This is a genomic window from Paucilactobacillus nenjiangensis, assembly GCF_005405445.1.
In the GTDB taxonomy this organism is placed as follows: domain Bacteria; phylum Bacillota; class Bacilli; order Lactobacillales; family Lactobacillaceae; genus Paucilactobacillus; species Paucilactobacillus nenjiangensis.
Window position 1 is genome coordinate 19,623 of the sequence record NZ_BJEB01000012.1, and the last position, 22,036, is coordinate 41,658.

The window sequence follows — 22,036 nt, forward strand, 5'->3', positions numbered from 1 at the left end:
ACATTGGAGGCAGAAGATGAAGCGATTTAAAATTTGGTTTCTCTTGTTAGTTCTTCTAGTGCCAACAATTTTTTTGAGTGGTTGTGAGAGCGTAACAAAAAGAGCAAATACTGAAGATACATGGACCCATATTCAAAAACGTGGGAAAGTAATTATTGGCCTTGATGATAGCTTTGTACCAATGGGATTCCGTCAGAAAAACGGAAAATTAGTTGGTTATGATATTAATTTAGCCAGAGCTGTATTTAAACAATATGGTATTAAGGTCGACTTTCAGCCAATTGATTGGTCCATGAAAGAAACAGAATTACGCAATGGAACGATTGATTTGATTTGGAATGGCTATACAATGACACCTGCCCGAGAAGGGAAAGTATTATTTAGTCGTCCATACCAACAAAATCAACAAATCTTAGTGACCAAAACTAAGTATAATGTCAACAATTTTAGCGACATGGCGGGTAAAACGTTAGGTGTTCAAAATGGTTCAACCGGGACCGCTGTGCTTGATGAAAATCCTAAAATTTTGAAAAACCTAATTAAAAATCAGGAACCAGTATTGTATGACACTTTCCCGGAAGCATTTATTGATTTAAATGCTAATCGGATTCAAGGTATTTTGATGGATAAGGTTTATGCCGAATATTATATCCGCCATCAAAAGGATAGCTCATCATATAAAACCTATGAAAGCAGTCAAATTAGTTCTGAAAACTTCGCGGTCGGCATGCGACTGGGTGATAAAACATTAAAGAATAAGATTGATTCCGCACTTGGCAAAATGCAAAAAAATGGCCAATTGAAACAGATTAATGAAAAATGGTTTGGCGAGAATAGTAATTGGCTCGGTAAGCCATAATTGACACTAATTTATGGTAAAATTAATTTATTAAAAATTAATGACAGGGAGGCCGCTAAATGACGGATTTTTGGATAATAGTTGACAGTGTTGCAATTGTAAACACGCTCGTGGCTTTTATCATTGTCTTTCGTTCAAAGCGTGACATCTCGACAACTTGGGCTTGGCTACTGGTATTGTTACTATTACCAGCAGTCGGGCTTTTATTGTACTTATTTGCCGGACGTAGTTTATCGCATCGTAAGGTGTTCAATCTGCAGGCACAAGAGCCACTTGGAATTGAGCAAATTGTGGCTAATCAGAAGCTTCAAATTGATGAGAAGGAACTCTTACCTGCAAATAAGATTACCAGCAGTGCACGCGAATTAGTGCGCTTATTCTTGGAAACTGATAACGCCATTTTAACTAAAAAGAATGCAGTTAGAATCTATGCGGATGGTAATAAATTATTCGATAGTATTTTTGACGACATTCGTCAGGCAAAACACCATATCAATATTGAATTTTTTACTTGGTATGATGATCGCATTGGAAATGAATTTGTTAAAATATTAGAGAAAAAGCAACGGCATGGCGTTCAGGTTCGGGTGATTTACGATACATTTGGTTCACACGGATCAAAGCACAAATTATTTAAACATTTAGTTGAACTTGGCGGGGAAGTAGAGCCATTTCTAACGTCTAATATTTTTCCCGTCACCTTCCGTCTGAATTTTCGAATGCACCGCAAACTAGTCATCATTGACGGAGAAACAGGATATATCGGCGGATTCAATGTTGGTGATCAGTATTTGAATCGTAAAGAGAAGTTTGGTTTTTGGCGTGATACGCATTTAAGGGTCGTTGGGGATGCCGTATTGTCAATGCAAAGTCGATTCTTCTTAGATTGGAATGCAACAGCGAAACACAAAATAGATTTTGATTTAAAATATTTTCCGGCGACAAAATCAGTCGGGCAAACAAGTATGCAAATTGTTTCAAGTGGCCCTGATGATGATCGTGAAAAAATTAAACAAGGCTACGTTAAAATGATTTCAATTGCTAAAGAGTCCGTCTATATTGAATCACCGTATTTTGTACCGGACAGTAGTGTCCTTGAGGCGTTGTCAATAGCTGCTACAGCGGGAGTAGATGTCCGTTTAATAATTCCTAATGCACCTGACCATCCGTTTGTTTATCGAGCAACCGAGTATTATTCTAAGGAGTTATTATTGTCCGGGGGTAAAATTTATACTTACCAAAAAGGATTTATGCATTCAAAAATGGTAGTGATTGATGGCAAGATTGTTTCCATTGGATCGGCTAATTTTGATTTTAGATCTTTTAAATTAAGCTTTGAAGCAAATGCATTTCTTTATGACCGTGAATTCGCTAGTGCAACGGAATTGATTTTTCTTCATGATCAGGATAATTCAAAATTTTTAACGTTGGAATATTTTGAAAACCAATCTCGATGGAAGAAAATTCGGCAGAGCTTATCGCGACTGTTAGCACCAATTTTATAAGTAATAATTAATAGTGGTACTGATTAAAAAAATTAATACAAATAGGAGCCTGTGATACAAAACGTTAGTTTTGTCACAGACTCCTATTTTTAAAATTATTAGCCTAGTTTGAAGAACTCTTTGTGTAATGCTTGCACGGCTTTGTCAGCATCATCTTGGGACACACCAAACATAATTGAAAGTTCAGAAGCACCCTGATTAATCATTTGTAGAGTTACGCCAGCGTTGGCAAGTGATTGAGTGGCACGAGCCATTAGACCAACTGTATTACGCATGCCTTCACCAACCACCATCACAATCGCATAATTGTGAATAATATGCATTTCATCAGGATGAATTGCTTCTTGTAATTCAGTCATAATAGAACGTTCAATTTCTGGAGTCAGGTTACTTTCATCCATAATAATCGTGATGTCATCAATACCAGAAGGCATATGTTCATAACTGACGCCATTTTTATACAACACATTCAGAATTTTTCTTGTGAATCCAACTTCTTTATTTAATAGATATTTACTAATATACAGGCCACAGAAATTTTTAGATGCAGAGATTCCGCGCACCGGATAATTTTTATCAGGTTCGATTTTAGATGAGATCATTGTTCCTGGAGCATCAGGGTTATTGGTATTACGCACGTTAACGGAAATGTTACCTTGAATGGCGGGAATTAGAGCTTCATCGTGAAAAACAGAGAAACCAGCATATGACAATTCACGCATTTCTCGGAACGTCATGTGGGCAATTGCATGAGGACTTTCGACGACATTTGGGTTTGCTGAAAAAATGGCATCAACATCGGTAAAGTTTTCATATAAATCGGCGTCTAAACCATGAGCCATTACTGCGCCAGTAATATCAGAACCACCGCGTGAAAAAGTACAAATGTCTCCTTCAGTGTTATATGCAAAAAAGCCAGGCACAACTAAAATTTCAGTTGTTAATTTCCATTTGGCAATCCGATTGTAACTTTCGGGTAAGATTTGTGCATCATCAGGGACGTTAGTCACGACCATTCCAGCATCTGCAGGATCTAAATAACGAGCAGGAATACCTAAAGTGGTAAATACTTTGGCAATTAATTGTGCATTTAATTTTTCTCCATGAGCTTTGAAAGCTGCCATTAAATATTTATCATTTGGATATTCTTTTTTTGGTAAATCAATGACTGCTTGTTTAATTGGTGTAAAATTTTCAGTTGTTAAATTAAAGCCCTCGGCAATTTCTTGGTATCTTTTAATAATTGCTGCTTGGGTATTAGTGAAATCGTTATGCTCAATTGCTTGATTGGCGTAACGAATCAGTAAATCAGTCACTTTGGTATCAGCAGGGTTACGTTTACCAGGGGCAGAAACCACTACACACTTACGTTGTGGATCAGAACTAACTATTTTAATTACTTTTTTTATTTGGTCGCTGTCTGCTAGCGAACTCCCACCAAATTTGATTACTTTCACAATCACACTCTCCTCGTCTATACGTTAGGTATAATAATATCAAACCATATATCTACTTACAATTAATCTCAAAAAATAATCTCATTTAATTTTAATGTAGGTGGAAATATATTTGTAATTTTTGTCATAATAACGTAGTATTGTTGAGCGTGTGTGAAAAAAGATTGATATAAATATGACGGAGGCAAACATTTGCATTTTAACTTAACTGAAGGTGTTGACTTAAGCATTATCAAAACAAGTCAATTTAAAACAAATCAAATTATCGTAAATTTCGCGACAACTCAAACTGAAAAATATATTACTGCTAGAAGTTTACTAGCTGATGTCATGGAAACCAGTACTCAAAAATATCCCACCCAAACTGCTTTAGCTCGTCGTGAAGCGGAATTGTATGGTATGTATTTAGGCACCAATGCTAGCCGAATCGGAAACTTACATAACATTAAAATTAGGGCCAGTTTTTTAAATGATCAGTATTCACAATCAGGTTTATTAAATCAAGTCATTGAAACGCTTGGCGAGTTGATTTTTCGTCCGTTAGTTAATGACGGTAAATTTGATGAAGCCACATTTAATACACAAAAAACCAATTTGGCCAGTTCAATTACTTCACTTAATGACGACAAACAATATTATGCTTCAATGGAATTAAGAAAATTATTTTTTGATAATGATAGTGCAATGCAAATACCTAGTTTTGGTCGTGTTTCTGACTTGGAAGGGTTAACTGCCGCAAAGCTGGTTGATGTCTATCAAGAAATGATTACTCACGACAAAATTAATATTGTTTTATTAGGCGATGTTGATGAACAACAAGCGCTGGCTGACTTCAGTCAACTAAAATTTAGTCCTCGTGAAATCAAAGATACGACAGTTTTATATCGACAAGCCTTGCATGAAGTATTCGAAAAAGAAGAAAAACAAGAGTTAAAACAGTCAAAATTAAATTTGGCGTATCGTCTGCCTGTTTATTTTCAAGACACAAAATATTACGCAGCAATTGTAATGAACGGGATTTTAGGTGGAACACCGTTATCGAAACTATTTGTCAACGTCCGTGAAAAGGAAAGTTTGGCCTATTATGCAAATAGCAATTTCAATGCTTTTAATGGGGTCTTAACCATTCAAACTGGGATTGAATCACAGAACAAGGGCAAAGCCATCAAATTGATTAAGCAGCAAGTGGCAGCGGTTGAATTAGGTGATTTTTCTGACGAGTTGTTACAAGAAGTTAAAGATGGTCTCGTGCATCATTTCCTTTCAGGCTTAGATTCCTCAAGTAACGGTGCGGAACGAGCTTTGATGAATGATATGTTTGATAATGAAAAAACAATCGATGAAGTTGTTGGTGCAATCAACGCGGTAGATGCAGATGCTGTAGTGGAAGTCGCAAAACTTCTCAAATTACAAGCAGTGTATTTCTTAAATGGAGAAAGTATATAACATGGAAAAACATCAGTATTCAAGATTTAATGAAACTATTTATTCTCAAAAAATGGACAATGGATTGTTAGTTCAAGTTTTACCCAAAAAGGATTTTCATAAAGCTTACGCGATTTTGACCGTCGATTTTGGTTCAATTGACCGCACCTTTGTTCCTAAGGGACAAACTGACATGATTACAATTCCAGATGGAATTGCACATTTTTTGGAACATAAAATGTTTGAAAAAGAGGATCACGATGCCTTTGATTTATTTGGCAAATTAGGCGCAGATTCAAATGCATTTACTAGCTTTACTCAAACAAGCTATTTGTTTTCTGGCAGTGATCATATTCATGAAAATCTAGATGTATTATTGGATTTTGTTCAAGACCCATATTTTTCTGCTAAAACAGTTGAAAAAGAAAAAGGTATTATTGGTCAAGAAATTAGTATGTACGATGATGATCCAAATTGGCGCTTATATTTCGGCATTTTGGGAAATATATATCCACAAGATCCAATGCACATTGACATTGCCGGAACCAAAGAAACAATCGCAAAAATCAGTGCTGATGATTTATATACCACTTACAACACCTTCTATCAGCCTAATAATATGAATTTGTTCATTGTTGGTAACGTTGAACCTGAAGCGACAATCCAGTGGGTTGAGGCTAACCAACAAGCTAAACAGTTTGACGAACCAACCGATGTTGAAGTCTCTTTTGAATTGAACGCGCCTGATGGTTCAGATGTAATACCGTTTAGAACACTTGAAATGGACGTTTCACGACCAAAAGTCATGGTGGGCATTAGAGGGCTAAAAGAAATAGAACCAGGCCGAGAAGGACTAAAATATCGAATTGCAGTTGAATTGCTACTAGATACTTTGTTTGATGACACATCAGATAAGTATTTAGAATTGTATGACAATGGTACGATTGATGATTCATTCAGTTATAATTTTGAAATGCAACGTGGCTTCCATTTTGCTTATTTTAGTGCTGATACAGATGATACAGAGCGCTTTTCTGACGAAATTGTGGATATTTTAGAACATGCAAATGATTATTTAGTGCAAGGCCAAGATCGCTTTGAAAACTTAAAACGTTCAATCTTGGGACGAATGATAGGGATGATGGACTCTCCTGAAGCCATTTCCAATAGATATGCCGGCAAATTATTCGGCAATACGAATTTACTAGATGAAGTTGAAATTTTAGAATCTGTCACGTTTGACGATGTGTTGAGTGTTATTCCGGAATTTATTCAACCTGCTGGTATATCAGTATTCCATATTATTCCTCGGAATAACTAAAGAAAATTTCAATGTTTTTTCAATCATTTGCACTCTCAAATGTGATATACTTTCGTTCGTAATGGTGAATAATACAGTATTGGAGATATCGAGATAAATGGATAACAATGAAGTTGGTCAAATCGGCCGTAAATTACGTGATGCCCGTGTTGCCAAGGGACTCACACTTGATGATTTACAACAAACCACGAAGATTCAAAAGAGATTTTTAATTGCCATTGAAGACGAAAATTTTGATGAATTGCCAGGTGATTTTTATGTCCGGGCATTTATTAAACAATATGCTGAAACTGTCGGATTAGATGGTGAAGCATTATTGCAAGAATTTAATGAACAACTTCCTGATGTTCATTCTGTTGAATATGAAGAAAAAATTACTGAAAATGAACCGGCAACTCGATCAAGTAAAACTAAAACTTCTAGTGGACTGGATAACTTGCGTCAATACATTCCAACGGTGATTGTCGTCGTGATTGTCATTGCCATTTTGGGTGCGATTTGGTTGACTGCAATCCATAGTCGTTCAAATAATAAGAGCACTAATGCTGATAGCAGTTCTGTGTCTGTATCAAGTAGCTCTACGAAGAAAACTTCTTCAAGCAGTAAGAAGGCCAGTTCTTCAAGCAAATCAGAATCGAAAAAAGATTCTAGTTCAAGTGCTTTAAAAGTCACTGCCGCATCACGTACTAGCAGTGCAGCAACATTTAATGTGACTGGTAAAGTTTCAAGTGATTATACTTTAGGCTTGTCAGCGACGGAATCATCATGGTTACAAGTAACTTCAGGTGGTTCAACGCTTTATAGTGGGACTCTTGAAAGCGGCGGCTCAAAGAGTGTTAAAGTTGATAGTTCTGCTACTTCAATTACACTATCAGTGGGTAATGGTGCAGGTACCAAGGTTAAATTGAATGGGAAAACACTAGATATCACAGATTCTGGAACATATCCTAATGTTAGAACTGTGACAATCCAATTGAATGGCACCTCATCAAGTTCATCTAATTAAAAGTTTTTATTACTGGAGGGTTTGGTTTGAATTTACCAAATAAGTTAACTGTATTACGTTTAATTGCAATTCCTTTTTTCTTGTTACTGTTAGTTTTACCACTCGATTGGGGAACTATCTCGTTTGCAGGGGCTACGGTTCCGGTCACTCAATTAGTTGCTGCCATTATTTTCTTAGCAGCAGTTATTACTGATAACTTGGATGGAATTATTGCCAGAAAGTATCACTTGATTACAAACTTCGGTAAGTTCACAGATCCGTTGGCTGACAAACTGTTGGTTATGACTGCATTTATCATGTTGACTTCAATGAATGTTGTTCCAGCTTGGGTTACTGTCGTCATTATTTGGCGTGAATTAGCCGTTACTGGTCTTCGCTTATTGATTATTGAAACCAACGGTGAAGTGTTAGCTGCTAAAATGCCTGGAAAAATAAAAACAGTTAGTCAATTTATTGCAATTTTGTTCTTACTGTTAGACAATATGTTTTTCGCTCTTGCCAATATTCCATTTGGTGAAATTATGCTTTATGTATGCTTATTCTTCACGGTATATTCTGGCATCGATTATTTTGTCAAAGGTCGTTCTGTTTTTTCAGATGGCTTAAAATAAACAAACCAACTGAGAAATTAAATATTTCTCAGTTTTTTTGTCAAAAAAATCAATTTTTTTCGTATTTAACTAGTGTAAGGAGGAAAATATGCAAGCTGAGATAATTTCAATTGGGACAGAGTTGTTACTTGGACGAATTGTGAACTCCAACGCAAAATACATTGCTGCAAAATTGGCTGATATCGGAATTGAGGTTAGGTATCAAACAACGATTGGCGATAATCCTGCTCATATTCAAGAAGCTTTGAAGATTGCGAGTCAACGCAACGATTTGATTATTATGAGTGGTGGATTGGGTCCCACATTGGATGATATGACGAAACCTGCCGTTGCTGAATTCCTCAAAACAAATTTAATTCTTGATGATCAGCAATTAGACCGAATTAAGCAAAAATTTGTGGAGCAGAATCGTCAATTTGTCGAAACCAATATTAGGCAAGCCCAGTACTTGGCCGGTGGACAGAAACTGTTAAATCATCACGGTTTGGCTCTTGGAGACTTTTATCAAAATGAGGCCGGAACTGATGTGGTGTTATTACCAGGTCCGCCATCTGAGATGGAACCAATGATGGATGAACTCGTACCAATTTTGATTGATAGCTATCACCTTAAACATCAATTGATTTCGACCGTAATGAAATTTTACGGTATTTCTGAATCACAATTAATGTCTGAATTGGATGATTTAGTAAGTGAGTCAAGTCGAGTTTCGATTGCATCTTATGGAAAAGGTAATGAGATATGGTTACGGCTAACTATTTTTGATGATGGACAAGATGATGCTCAGCAAATAATTGATCAGGTACAACAGACCATTGCACAGCGTTTTCCGAGTTATTACTTTTCAGATAACGTTCAAGAAAGTTTAGCTGCAATTGTAGTTCAGTTGCTTAAATCAAAGCACAAGACAATTACCGCCGCTGAGAGTTTAACAGCAGGAATGTTTCAAAGCACAATTGCTTCAGTGCCTGGTGCATCTCAAATTTTCACAGGTGGGTTTGTGACTTATTCGAATCAAGTTAAGGAACAGCTACTTGGTATTCCGGCAGAAATTATTAATCAAAATGGCGTGGTTAGCGCAGAAACTGCCATATATATGGCAGATAATTCCAGTAAAATTATGCATTCAAATATTGGAGTTTCCTTCACGGGCGTAGCTGGGCCAGATAGTTTAGAAGGTAACCCGGCAGGGACAGTTTGGTTAGGTTTAGCAGGCTTTGGAGAGACAATTACAAAAAAAATTCAATTTGCTACAACAGAATCGCGTAACTCAATTAGAGAAAAAAGTGTTATGTCTGCGTTGCAAATGATTTGGTTGCAATTAAAATAAAATACGAACCTTTGTTCGATTTTTCTTGCATTTTTATTTCTAACTGATATGATAGTTAAGAGAGATTTACCCCAATCTGAGGAGGAACGAAAAGTTGGCAGATCAACGTCAAGCAGCTTTAGATGCTGCTCTTAAAAGAATTGAAAAGAATTTCGGTAAGGGATCTATTATGCGAATGGGTGAAAAAAGTGACATGAATGTCGCTACCGTTTCCAGTGGATCACTTGCACTTGATGAAGCTCTTGGAGTAGGTGGATACCCTAAGGGACGGATTATTGAAATGTATGGCCCTGAAAGTTCTGGTAAAACAACCGTTGCGCTTCATGCAGTTGCAGAAGTTCAGGCAAAAGGTGGAACAGCTGCCTATATCGATGCTGAAAATGCCATGGATCCAAAATATGCTGAAGCTTTAGGTGTTAATATTGACGATTTATTACTTTCTCAACCAGATACTGGTGAAGAAGGCTTGGAAATTGCTGATGCTTTAATTTCTAGTGGAGCCATCGATATTGTTGTCGTTGATTCCGTTGCTGCACTTGTACCTCGTGCAGAAATTGAAGGAGAAATGGGTGATGCCCATGTCGGACTTCAAGCACGATTGATGTCACAAGCACTACGTAAGTTATCAGGATCTATTAATCAAACCAAAACGATTGCAATTTTCATTAATCAAATTCGTGAAAAAGTTGGGGTTATGTTTGGTAACCCTGAAACAACGCCTGGTGGTCGTGCACTGAAGTTCTATTCTACTGTCCGACTTGAAATCAGACGTGGGGAACAAATCAAGGATGGCACTGAAGTTATCGGTAACCGTACCAAGATTAAAGTTGTTAAAAATAAGGTCGCACCTCCTTTCCGCCGTGCCGAAGTTGATATCATGTACGGACAAGGAATCTCTAAGACTGGTGAATTGCTCGATATGGCAGTTGAAAAAGACTTGGTTAACAAGAGTGGTGCCTGGTATTCATACGGTGATGACCGAATTGGTCAGGGCCGTGAGAATGCAAAACAATATTTTGCTGATAACCCTGCAGCAATGGCAGAGTTGAATGCCAAGGTTCGTGCAGCTTATGGAATGGATGGTATCAGTGATACAGCTGCTGAACCAGAAGTAAGCGAACAACCAGCAGAACAAGAATAATTAATTGGAGTTGTGTGACATCAGTCGAACAAATCATGGATATCGTGTAGTGTTTTGACTTATCGAACTGATTCGTAAATAGTTTATATCAAAAGATGGAGTTGTTGAACAAAACGTTAGTTTTATTCTGCGGCTCCTCTTTTGTTGTCTTTTATCGATAAATATAAAAAAATTTATTATGACTATCGGAGTTCGGATTAAGTAATCAAAACGTTACTTAATTAGGCTTTAAGCAAAAATTAATGTTAAAAAGCATATGAAAATATTAAATCAGCTTTGTTTGTTGTTCATACAATTTATTGACATGCCATCCACTCAAGATTAAAATTAAGTGTGTGTGAATAATCATTTAACACATTCAAAAATTTTAAGATTATTAACCAAACAACAAATTAATAAGTGATGCGGAGGTGAAACAATGAGTGCTTTAAGCATAGTTCTCGCCGCGATCGCTATAGTTGTCGGTGGTGCAATTGGCTACTTCGTCCGTAAGTCAACTTACGAACAAAAAGTAGATCAAGCACGTAATAGTGCCGAAGGAATTATCTCGAGTGCAAAAAAGGACGCTGAGACTGCCAAGAAAGAAGCTATTATCGAGGCTAAAGAGGAGAGTCATCAGTATCGGGCTAGCATTGAAGAAGAATTAAAAGAACGTAGATCTGAATTGCAAAAACAAGAGGATCGACTCCTTCAACGTGAAACAACCTTGGATCACAAAGATAACGCCATTGAAAAACGCGAAAATGTTCTAAGTGAGCGAGAACAAGAAAATGCAACACGCAAAGAACAAATTCAAAGAGATCAACAACATGTAACTGAATTAATTGAACAACGACAGGCCGACTTACAAATTGTTGCTGAAATGTCTAAAGATGATGCGAGAACATTGATTTTAGATGATGTGAAATCGCACCTTACTCACGAACGAGAAGTTATGATTCGTGATAGTGAACAGGAAGCAGCAGCAGTTGCCGATAAAAAAGCAAAAGAGTTAATTGTTTCTGCTATTCAACGAAGTGCGGCAGACATGGTATCTGAAACAACCGTTTCAGTTGTTACTTTGCCAAATGATGACATGAAAGGCCGAATTATTGGTCGTGAAGGTCGTAATATTCGTACCTTAGAAACATTAACGGGAATCGATTTAATCATTGATGATACTCCTGAAGCTGTCGTTTTAAGCGGATTTGATCCGATTAGACGTGAAATTGCTAAGATGGCCCTTGAGAAACTGATTCAAGACGGAAGAATTCATCCGGCACGAATTGAAGAGGCGGTAGAAAAAGCTCAAAAAGACATGGATCAACAGCTTCGTGAAGCTGGGGAACAAACAGTCTTTGACTTGGGAGTGCATTCTATCCATCCAGATTTAATCAAGATTATTGGACGCATGAAGTATCGAACTAGTTATGGTCAAAACGTATTAAATCATTCAATTGAAGTTGCTAAGATTGCTGGCATTATGGCTGGCGAACTTGGTGAAGACGTTACTTTAGCTAAGCGCGCAGGGTTACTACACGATATAGGTAAAGCAGTTGATCATGAAGTTGAAGGTTCACACGTAGAATTAGGTGTTGAATTAACAACGAAGTACAAGGAAAATTCTGTGGTAATTAATACCATCGCTTCTCATCATGGAGATGTCGAACCAGAATCCATTATTGCTGTACTTGTGCAAACCGCGGATGCAATTTCTGGAGCCCGTCCAGGAGCAAGAAGCGAATCGCTCGAGAATTATATTCAAAGATTGAAACAATTGGAAACTATTGCTAACAAGCATGCTGGCGTGGATCATAGTTATGCAATCCAAGCCGGACGTGAAGTTCGTGTAATGGTAGAGCCAAAAAACGTTTCAGATTTGGAAGCAACAGCCTTGTCTCATGATATTAAGAATGAGATTGAAGATGAACTTGAATATCCAGGCCATATTAAAGTGACTGTTATTCGTGAAGTTCGCGCAATTGATTACGCAAAGTAAGGATTGTCCCAGAATTTTCTGGGCAATCCTTTTTTGTCGCCTGGGTAAATTTATACTTTAAATCGTAAATCGTGGTAAAATTATAGGAGTATTTCCAAATGACAGATGAGGTGAATTTGCGTGCCACAAAAAACTAAAGAAACGCCGATGATGCAACAATATCAGGCGATTAAAGATCAATATCAAGATGCATTTTTATTTTATCGACTCGGAGATTTTTACGAGTTATTTAATGATGATGCAATTAAAGGTTCTCAAATTCTTGAGCTAACGTTAACGACACGAAATAAAAGTGCGGTTGATCCAATTCCAATGTGTGGAGTACCTCACCATGCTGCAGAAAATTATATTGATATTTTAGTTGATAAGGGCTATAAGGTCGCGGTTTGTGAACAAGTTGAAGATCCCAAAGAAGCTAAAGGGATGGTAAAACGTGAAGTTACCCGATTAGTCACTCCTGGAACACAAATGGATGTCAAAGGTGACCAAACACATGACAACAATTATTTAACGGCGATTATGTCAGAGGATAAAAGTTTTGGCCTAGCTTATACCGACTTATCAACTGGTGAATTAAAGACAACATTTTTGTCAGACCAAAATGCAGTTTTAAACGAGATGATTAATCTAAGAACTAAAGAAGTTGTTGTTGACGACTCAATTAATGATGAATTAATCAATAAAATTACTCAGCAATCAATCTTAATCTCACATCAAAATTCAATTTCAGAAAGCTCAGAATTAAATTTTCTAATTCAAGATCTGGATCAATCAACTGAAGAACACGTGGTAGGATTACTTATTTCGTATTTAATCACAACACAAAAAAGAGCCTTAGATCACTTACAACGTGCCGTTTCATACGAGACTTCCTATTTTCTCAAAATGGATCATTATTCTAAGTACAATTTGGAACTAACCACAAATATACGAAGTGGTAAAAAACAAGGTACTTTAAGTTGGTTGTTGGATGAAACTAGAACAGCGATGGGGAGCCGATTGCTAAAACAATGGCTTGACCGTCCATTATTAGATCAGTCAGCCATTGAAAGCCGACAAGATAAGGTTCAAGAGTTACTCAACCATTATTTTGAACGCAGTAATTTACAAGAAGAGTTAACCAAAGTTTATGATTTAGAAAGGTTGGCCGGTCGAGTCGCTTATGGGAGCGTTAATGGTCGTGATTTGATTCAATTGTTAACCTCACTTGAACAAATTCCAAAGATTAGTTATGTGCTAGAAAGTCTTGATTCTGAAACTTTCAACACTTTACTCAAAGGAATGGATCCATTGACTGATATTGCTGACTTGATTAAGGAATCTATCGCGGAAGAACCACCAGTCTCAATTACGGATGGTGGAGTAATCAAAGATGGCTATAATGAAAAACTTGATAAATACCGTGATGCAATGAAAAATGGTAAACAATGGATTGCTAACTTGGAGGCCCAAGAAAGAGCAGCAACTGGTATCAGCAACCTTAAAATCGGTTTTAACCGTGTTTTTGGCTACTATATTGAAGTATCAAAGGGAAATGTTGATAAACTTGCTGAGGGACGTTACGAGCGTAAACAGACACTAACAAATGCCGAACGGTTTGCAACTCCAGAGTTGAAAGAACGCGAGACTTTAATTTTAGAAGCTCAAGACAAATCTACAGCGCTGGAATATGAGCTATTTACTCAAATTCGTGAAAACGTGAAATCATCAATAGCTAGATTGCAAAAGCTCGCCAAAGTAGTTTCTGAATTAGACGTCATTCAAAGCTTTGCGGTGGTCAGTGAAACGTATCATTTTGTTCGCCCAGAATTTAGTGCGGAACATAACCTGTCAATCACCGACGGACGCCATCCGGTCGTAGAAAAATTTATGGGGCATCAGTCGTATGTGCCGAACGACGTATCAATGGACAGTGAAACGAACATCTTGTTGATTACTGGTCCAAATATGTCTGGTAAGAGTACGTATATGCGTCAATTAGCCTTGACAGTTGTGATGGCACAAATGGGTTGCTTTGTACCAGCTAAAGCGGCCACACTTCCAATCTTTGATCAAATATTTACACGAATTGGGGCAGCCGATGATTTGGTTTCTGGACAAAGTACCTTCATGGTTGAAATGCAGGAAGCCAATAATGCACTCAGTCATGCCAGCTCAAATAGCTTGATTTTATTTGATGAACTGGGTCGAGGAACCGCGACTTTTGATGGGATGGCATTGGCGCAATCAATTATTGAATATTTGCATGAAAAAGTTCACGCTAAGACTTTATTTTCAACACATTATCATGAATTGACAGTTTTAGATAAGTCTCTTGAAAACTTAAAAAATGTTCATGTGGGCGCCGTTGAAAAGAACGGAGAATTGGTCTTTTTACACAAGGTGGAAGATGGACCGGCAGATCAATCATATGGGATCCATGTTGCTAAATTGGCCGGGATGCCTCAGTCACTGTTGGCTCGCGCCACTTCAATTTTGTCTCAATTAGAGGGCGAAGAAGTGACCATTCCAGATGCGGTTCATGAAACTGTTGAGGAACCCAAAGCTGCAACCAAAGAACCTGACGAAACAAAAGGTCAAATGGAATTATTCCAAACAGTGGAGCTTGATCCAAAGTATGAACAAGTGATTGAACAAATTAAAAAATTAAATCTGATGTCCATGACGCCTATGGATGTTATGAATGTAATTTATGAATGGCAAAAGGAAATTTTATAAGCTCAAATATTAAGCTGGAAAGGGGACCAATTAATGGCAAAAATTCATGAACTGACAGAGGTCCTCGCTGATCAAATTGCGGCTGGAGAAGTGATTGAACGTCCAGCGTCGATTGTGAAAGAATTGGTCGAAAATTCAGTTGATGCCCACAGTCGACAAATTGACATTATTGTTGAAAATTCAGGCTTTGATAGTATCAGAATTATTGATGATGGCGATGGTATCGAATCAGACGACGTCTTGACTGCATTTAAGAGGCATGCAACCAGTAAAATTAGTTCGCGACAGGATTTATTTAAAGTAGCTTCCTTAGGTTTTCGAGGCGAAGCCTTACCAAGCATTGCGTCGGTTTCAGATGTCACAATGATTACCTCAAACGGAACTGATTCCGGGACGGAAATTAATATTCGCGGTGGTGAAATTATTAAGCACTCGGTGGCCGCAGTTCGCCAAGGTACGGATATTTTCATGAAAGATTTATTTTTCAATACACCGGCCAGATTGAAATATTTAAAATCACCCCAAACCGAATTAGCTCAAATCACTGATATTGTCGATCGATTAGCTCTAGGCAACCCGGATGTGGCGATTACGTTTACTCATAATCAGCATGAAATTTTAAGAACGGCTGGTAATGGTAATTTACAACAAGTGATTGCTGCAATTTACGGGATTTCAAATGCTCGACAAATGGTAGACTTTGAAAATGAAGATGCTGATTTCCGGGTAACGGGATATACGTCCTTACCAGCCGTCACCCGAGCATCGCGTCAATACATCACGATTCTGATTAATCGTCGTTATATTCGGAATTACCAGCTCACCAGATCAATTATTCAAGGGTACGGTTCTAAGTTAATGGTGGGTCGTTATCCAATTAGTGTGATTAACATCGAACTGGATCCAATTTTAGTTGATGTAAACGTCCATCCAGCTAAGAGAGAAGTTCGAATTAGCAAAGAAGACCAACTGGGGCAATTGATTGCTACCGCCTTACAAGAATCGATTGCTCAAGAAAATTTGATACCGGATGCCTTAGGTGAGTTAAATACGGAAGAAAAAGTTGATTTTGATGATTTAAAATCCAGCCTCAATGATGCTTCTAGTAGCTATACTGCGCCCAAAATTACAACGCAAGAAACTGCTGATCCAACCATCGTTGAACCGGTTGCGCCCATTACGATTGTTAAATCAGATGAATTAACTGATCCGTTGGTTAAAAATTTTGATGAAAAATATCATGCTGAAACCGGAGTTTCTGTTTTTGGTGATGGACAACCGGAGCCTGAAGTTGAGCATCAACAAGAGAATCTTGAATTAGATTTAAACGATAAAACTGATCGAAGTAAAGAACGGTTTCCTGAATTACAGTTTATTGGTCAGTTTCGTGGGACTTTTTTGTTGGCCTCCGCAGCGGATGGCTTATACTTAGTCGATCAACATGCCGCCCAAGAACGCATTAATTATGAGTATTATCGTGAAGAAATCGGCAAAGTTAGTGAAGATGCGCAAACAATGTTGGTACCGATTGTCTTAGATTATCCAACTGCTGATGCAATGATGATTATGGAACATATGGAAGTTTTGAAAAGTTTAGGGCTGGAATTGGAACCCTTTGGACAAAACAGTTTTGTGGTTCACCAACATCCTACGTGGTTTAAGCAAGGACAAGAAGAGTCAACAATTCGAGAAATGGTTGATTGGATTATTACAGATGGTCATTTAACCGTGGCTCAATTTCGTGAGAAGACGGCCATTATGATGAGCTGTAAACGAGCGATTAAAGCCAACCATTATCTGAATGATGATCAAGCTAAAGCGCTGTTGGTCGCGCTACCTAAATGCGAGAATCCTTTTAATTGTCCTCATGGTCGACCAGTCGTCATTCAATTTAGTGAACCAGAACTTGAAAAAATGTTTAAACGAATTCAAGACTCACACAGTGCCTATGCTGGTGAATTTAATGACCATGAGTTTTAAGTTGATTGTGGACTAATTTAACAGATTAGATGATAAATCTCTTCTGTGCCATACATAACTTTATGATAGAATTATTAAAGTAAATTTAGGGAAGAGTAGGAATACCAATTGTACGAATATCTAGAAGGTAAAATCACAATTGTCACGCCAAGCTATATTGTTGTTGACGTACAAGGGGTCGGCTATCGAGTATTAACTGCTAACCCATACCGATACACTGAAGATTCAGTGGTAAGGGTTTATATTTATCAAGCAGTCCGCGAAACAGAGCTAACCTTATTTGGGTTTGTTGACCAAGCGGAAAAGCAGCTATTTGAGCAACTAATTAACGTGTCAGGAATTGGTCCCAAGAGTGCACTCGCTATTTTAGCCAATGCAGACCACAGTGGATTAATCAATGCGATTGCGAATGATGACGCGGCATATCTGACTAAGTTTCCAGGTGTTGGTAAAAAAACAGCTGGTCAACTTGTTTTAGATTTGAAGGATAAAATTTTACAGCTAGATACTGGAAGTCAAAACAGCAGTGAAATTGTCAAAGTGTCAAATGATATCTTGGCATTATCAGATGCATTATCGGCACTTGAATCACTGGGATATCGGACTAAAGATGTCGAAAAAGTCGCAAAAAAATTACGTGAGATTCCAGAAACTACCACGGATGATTATTTACGACAAGGCTTAACATTATTAACCAAATAGATGAAGGGAGGTCGTTTTGATGGATGATGACAATGAAAATATTTTATCTGGACAAAGTGAGGATGAACTAGAAAACTCGCTTGAGAAGTCATTACGGCCTCAAACGTTAGATGCATATATCGGCCAGACGAAAATTAAACATGAATTAGATGTCTATATTCAAGCTGCTAGTGGACGTGAAGAAGCGTTAGATCATGTACTCCTCTATGGGCCTCCAGGGCTTGGGAAAACAACGTTGGCAATGGTGATTGCCAATGAAATGAAAGTAAATATCCGGACAACGAGTGGGCCAGCAATCGAAAAGCCAGGTGACTTGGTGGCATTATTGAATGAATTAGAGCCGGGGGATGTCTTGTTTATTGATGAAATTCATCGGTTACCAAAAATTGTTGAAGAAATGCTTTATTCAGCCATGGAAGATTTTTTTGTTGATATTGTCGTAGGGCAAGGCCCAACAGCGCACCCAATTCATTTTCCATTACCTCCATTTACTTTAATTGGTGCTACCACACAGGCGGGTTCATTATCGGCGCCATTACGCGATCGTTTTGGAATTGTGGAACATATGGATTACTACACGATTGAAGAGTTGCAGCAAATTATTTTTAGATCATCCGAAATTTTTCAAATCACGATGGTCGCCAGTGGGGCGCACGAGTTAGCTTTACGCTCACGAGGGACTCCACGAATTGCCAATCGATTGTTGAAGCGAGTGAGAGATTTCGCTCAGGTCGAAAATCGTGATGATGTGGATCAAGAGATTGTTTCATATGCATTGGACTTACTGCGAGTTGATAATCGCGGTTTAGATGAAATTGATTTGAAACTGTTACGTACGATGATTGAGTTTTATCAAGGCGGCCCAGTAGGGCTAGGTACACTAGCAGCCAACATTGGTGAAGAACCCAATACAATTTCAGAAATGTATGAACCATATTTACTACAGATTGGCTTTATTAAACGAACACCGCGAGGAAGAATTGCTACTTCCCTGGCGTATAAACACTTAGGAATACCCGAAATTAAAGGAGAATAGCACTAATGTCAGATTTAACTGTTGATGATTTTGATTATGATTTACCACACGAATTAATTGCACAAACCCCAATTGAAAAAAGAGATACTTCTCGCTTACTTGTTTTGGATAGCAAAACCGGTGAGATGCAAGATCAACATTTTTATGATGTAATTGATCAATTAAATCCTGGGGATGCCGTTGTTATGAATAATTCGCGTGTCTTACCAGCACGAATTTATGGAATTAAAGCTGATACTGGTGCTCATGTGGAGGTTTTGTTGTTAAACAATACTGAGGGTGACACTTGGGAAACATTAGTTAAACCAGGTAAGAAAATTAAAATCGGGACAGTCTTAACTTTTGGAAACGGTGAATTAACTGCCACAGTTACTGAAGAACTTGATCACGGTGGTCGGATGATTGAATTTCACTATGAAGGAATCTTTTTAGAGGTTCTGGAAAAATTAGGTGAAATGCCATTACCACCTTATATTAAAGAAAAATTGGATGATCCAGATCGTTATCAAACCGTTTATGCTAAAGAAAATGGTTCAGCGGCAGCACCAACGGCAGGACTTCATTGGACAAAAGAATTATTGCAAAAGGTTGAAGATAAGGGTGTTAAACTTGTTTATTTAACTTTGCATGTGGGTCTTGGTACTTTTCGTCCAGTCGATGAAGAGAGAATTGAAGATCACGTGATGCATAGTGAATTTTATCGATTGGATGCAGAGTCTGCAAAGACGTTGAATGATGTTCGTGCCAATGGAGGTCGCATTATCGCGACTGGAACAACTTCAATCCGTACTCTTGAAACCATTGGCACAAAGTTTAATGGCAAATTACAAGCTGATTCTGGATGGACTGATATTTTTATTATGCCCGGTTATAAATGGACTGTCGTAGATGCCTTCATCACCAACTTCCATTTACCTAAATCAACTTTAGTGATGCTAGTGGCTGCGTTCACTGGTCGTGATAAGATTTTAAATGCTTATGAACATGCAATTAAGGAAAAATATCGTTTCTTCAGTTTTGGGGATGCAATGTTTGTCAAATAAACCGACAGCCTAAAACACATTGTTCCAAATTAAATGAATTATTTGTTATACTATTAACTGGAATTTACAGTTAAATGATGAAATGGAGATTTTATGGAACCCGCAATTAAGTACCGATTGATTCACCAAGATAAGCATACTGGAGCTCGAACTGGTGAAATCATCACTCCGCATGGCACATTCCCAACCCCAATGTTTATGCCAGTCGGGACACAAGCAACTGTTAAAAGTATTGCCCCCGAAGAACTGAATGAAATGGGTGCCGGCATTATCTTGGCAAATACGTATCATTTGTGGTTGCAACCAGGTGAAGATTTGGTCGAACAGGCTGGTGGCCTGCATAAATTTATGAATTGGGACAAAGGAATTTTGACCGATTCTGGTGGCTTTCAAGTGTTTTCACTTGCCAAGCATCGCGATATTAAAGAAGAAGGAGTTACATTTAAAGATCCTTCTAGTGGTCGGACAATGTTTTTGTCGCCTGAAAAAGCAATTCAAGTTGAAAATGCTTTAGGTCCAGATATTATGATGAGTTTTGATGAATGTCCCCCATATTTTGAGACCTACGACTACATTAAAAAGTCTGTGGAACGGACATCAAGATGGGCTGAAAGAGGATTAAAAGCCCATCAAAATCCATCCACGCAAGGATTATTCGGAATTGTGCAAGGAGCTGGGTTTAAAGCGCTTCGTCAACAAAGTGCTCGTGACTTGGTTTCGATGGACTTTCCAGGATACTCTGTTGGTGGGTTATCAGTTGGGGAATCCAAAGAAGAAATGAATCGCGTTTTGGAGTTCACAACTCCATTGTTACCTGAAAATAAACCACGTTATTTAATGGGTGTTGGGACAGCTGATTCCTTAATCGATGGCGTTATTCGTGGAATTGACATGTTTGATTGTGTGCTACCCACGCGAATCGCTAGAAATGGGACTTGTATGACATCACATGGACGGCTAGTTGTTAAAAACTCTCAATATGCCCGTGATTTTAATCCATTAGATGACAATTGTGATTGTTATGTTTGTCGTAATTACACCAGAGCTTATATTCGACACTTGATTCATGTCAATGAAACTTTTGGAATCAGATTAACGAGTTATCATAATTTGTATTTCTTAATTCATTTGATGGAAGATATGCGTGAAGCAATCAAAAACGATCAAGTACTAGAATTTCGTGAAATGGTTTTTGAACAATATGGGTTTAATGAAGAAAATGCACGTAACTTTTAGTAAATTGACTCGTGTTTTATAAGTTTTTTTGATACAGTAGAGATAGTAAAACTGAAAGGATGTTCAAATTAATGCAAAGTTACTCAGGAATTATCTTAATCGTTGTGATGGTAGCAGTAATGTACTTCTTAATGATCCGTCCACAACAAAAGCAACGTGCGCAACATCAAAATATGGTTAGTGCCCTTAAAAAAGGCGATAAAGTGATTACCATTGGTCGTCTTCATGGTGTGATTGATTCAGTTGATAACACTAACAAGACAGTTGTTTTAGATGTTGAAGGAATTTATTTAACATTTGATTTAGCTGCTGTTGCTAGTGTCGTTCCAGCTGACGCTCCAGCACCTGCTGCACCAGTTGTTAGTGAAACAGCTGAAACCGAAGAACCTGCTGATTCTAGTGAAGAACCTGCAAGTTCAGCTGAAGCAGTTGAAGAAACACCTGCTGAATCAGCAAGTGATGCTACTTCTGAAGAAGCAAAATAAATTACTAAATCACCACCTGATATAAGGGCTGAAATCGTTGATTTCACCCTTTTTTTGCGTCTTTAGACCTGGTTGAGCACGTCAAGTGTGCGAAACAAAAAGCCACCTGCTATGCGGGTGGAGAGCAAATGGGTTATACAAAAATGCCCCCATCAGATTTAGAATGAAGGTGTCGAAGCTAACATAAAAAATCGAAAGGGAGC

17 protein-coding genes are annotated in these 22,036 nt (G+C 37.9%); 16 read left to right on the forward strand and 1 reads right to left on the reverse strand.

Translation table 11 applies throughout. The features are described 5' to 3' along the window. The first annotated feature begins 16 nt into the window (after nucleotides 1-16). Together FFM59_RS03005 and cls are read left to right on the forward strand one after the other, a co-directional pair. Nucleotides 17-859, forward strand: a complete 843-nt coding sequence (locus FFM59_RS03005) for an amino acid ABC transporter substrate-binding protein (protein ID WP_137601582.1) — start codon at nucleotides 17-19, stop codon at nucleotides 857-859. 59 nt (nucleotides 860-918) lie between these two features. Continuing rightward, nucleotides 919-2,364 (forward strand): cardiolipin synthase, encoded by a 1,446-nt coding sequence (gene cls, locus FFM59_RS03010; protein ID WP_137601583.1) that lies wholly within the window; start codon nucleotides 919-921, stop codon nucleotides 2,362-2,364. A 98-nt stretch (nucleotides 2,365-2,462) separates the two neighbouring features. Here the strand turns inward: cls and FFM59_RS03015 are convergent, their stop codons facing one another. Continuing rightward, the gene (locus FFM59_RS03015) at nucleotides 2,463-3,821 is read right to left on the reverse strand and encodes an aspartate kinase (RefSeq protein ID WP_137601584.1); all 1,359 of its coding nucleotides are present in this window, start codon (nucleotides 3,819-3,821) and stop codon (nucleotides 2,463-2,465) included. A gap of 192 nt (nucleotides 3,822-4,013) precedes the next feature. On the opposite strand from FFM59_RS03015, the gene yfmF reads away from it, so the two are divergent. From yfmF to yajC, 14 genes are all read left to right on the forward strand, one after another. Continuing rightward, nucleotides 4,014-5,267 (forward strand): EF-P 5-aminopentanol modification-associated protein YfmF, encoded by a 1,254-nt coding sequence (gene yfmF, locus FFM59_RS03020; RefSeq protein ID WP_137601585.1) that lies wholly within the window; start codon nucleotides 4,014-4,016, stop codon nucleotides 5,265-5,267. Between the two features lies 1 nt (nucleotide 5,268). Then, the gene (gene yfmH, locus FFM59_RS03025; RefSeq protein ID WP_137601586.1) at nucleotides 5,269-6,567 is read left to right on the forward strand and encodes an EF-P 5-aminopentanol modification-associated protein YfmH; all 1,299 of its coding nucleotides are present in this window, start codon (nucleotides 5,269-5,271) and stop codon (nucleotides 6,565-6,567) included. A gap of 97 nt (nucleotides 6,568-6,664) precedes the next feature. Next, entirely contained in the window at nucleotides 6,665-7,573 is a 909-nt protein-coding gene (locus FFM59_RS03030; protein WP_137601587.1) for a helix-turn-helix domain-containing protein, read from the forward strand. Nucleotides 7,574-7,599: 26 nt separating this feature from the next. After that, on the forward strand, nucleotides 7,600-8,184 hold the full coding sequence (gene pgsA, locus FFM59_RS03035) for a CDP-diacylglycerol--glycerol-3-phosphate 3-phosphatidyltransferase (protein WP_137601588.1): 585 nt from the start codon (nucleotides 7,600-7,602) through the stop codon (nucleotides 8,182-8,184). 88 nt (nucleotides 8,185-8,272) lie between these two features. Further along, nucleotides 8,273-9,514 carry a competence/damage-inducible protein A gene (locus tag FFM59_RS03040; RefSeq protein WP_137601589.1) on the forward strand — a complete coding sequence of 414 codons (1,242 nt, stop codon included), beginning with the start codon at nucleotides 8,273-8,275 and terminating at the stop codon, nucleotides 9,512-9,514. A 94-nt stretch (nucleotides 9,515-9,608) separates the two neighbouring features. Continuing rightward, complete coding sequence (gene recA / locus FFM59_RS03045) at nucleotides 9,609-10,655, forward strand: recombinase RecA (protein ID WP_137601590.1); 1,047 nt, start codon at nucleotides 9,609-9,611, stop codon at nucleotides 10,653-10,655. Nucleotides 10,656-11,073: 418 nt separating this feature from the next. Continuing rightward, nucleotides 11,074-12,633: a ribonuclease Y gene (gene rny, locus FFM59_RS03050; protein ID WP_137601591.1), complete on the forward strand. Its 1,560-nt coding sequence runs from the start codon at nucleotides 11,074-11,076 to the stop codon at nucleotides 12,631-12,633. 147 nt (nucleotides 12,634-12,780) lie between these two features. Further along, a complete protein-coding gene (gene mutS / locus FFM59_RS03055; RefSeq protein WP_137601600.1) occupies nucleotides 12,781-15,351 on the forward strand; it encodes a DNA mismatch repair protein MutS in 2,571 nt (856 codons plus the stop codon). A gap of 33 nt (nucleotides 15,352-15,384) precedes the next feature. Next, a complete protein-coding gene (gene mutL / locus FFM59_RS03060; RefSeq protein WP_137601592.1) occupies nucleotides 15,385-17,331 on the forward strand; it encodes a DNA mismatch repair endonuclease MutL in 1,947 nt (648 codons plus the stop codon). A 108-nt stretch (nucleotides 17,332-17,439) separates the two neighbouring features. Continuing rightward, nucleotides 17,440-18,033, forward strand: coding sequence for a Holliday junction branch migration protein RuvA (ruvA, locus tag FFM59_RS03065; protein ID WP_137601593.1), 594 nt, complete (start codon nucleotides 17,440-17,442; stop codon nucleotides 18,031-18,033). A 19-nt stretch (nucleotides 18,034-18,052) separates the two neighbouring features. Further along, entirely contained in the window at nucleotides 18,053-19,069 is a 1,017-nt protein-coding gene (gene ruvB / locus FFM59_RS03070) for a Holliday junction branch migration DNA helicase RuvB (protein WP_137601594.1), read from the forward strand. Between the two features lie 5 nt (nucleotides 19,070-19,074). Further along, nucleotides 19,075-20,112, forward strand: coding sequence for a tRNA preQ1(34) S-adenosylmethionine ribosyltransferase-isomerase QueA (gene queA, locus FFM59_RS03075; RefSeq protein WP_137601595.1), 1,038 nt, complete (start codon nucleotides 19,075-19,077; stop codon nucleotides 20,110-20,112). A gap of 93 nt (nucleotides 20,113-20,205) precedes the next feature. Then, entirely contained in the window at nucleotides 20,206-21,348 is a 1,143-nt protein-coding gene (tgt, locus tag FFM59_RS03080; protein WP_137601596.1) for a tRNA guanosine(34) transglycosylase Tgt, read from the forward strand. 71 nt (nucleotides 21,349-21,419) lie between these two features. Next, entirely contained in the window at nucleotides 21,420-21,833 is a 414-nt protein-coding gene (gene yajC / locus FFM59_RS03085) for a preprotein translocase subunit YajC (RefSeq protein WP_137601597.1), read from the forward strand. Nucleotides 21,834-22,036 lie beyond the last annotated feature (203 nt).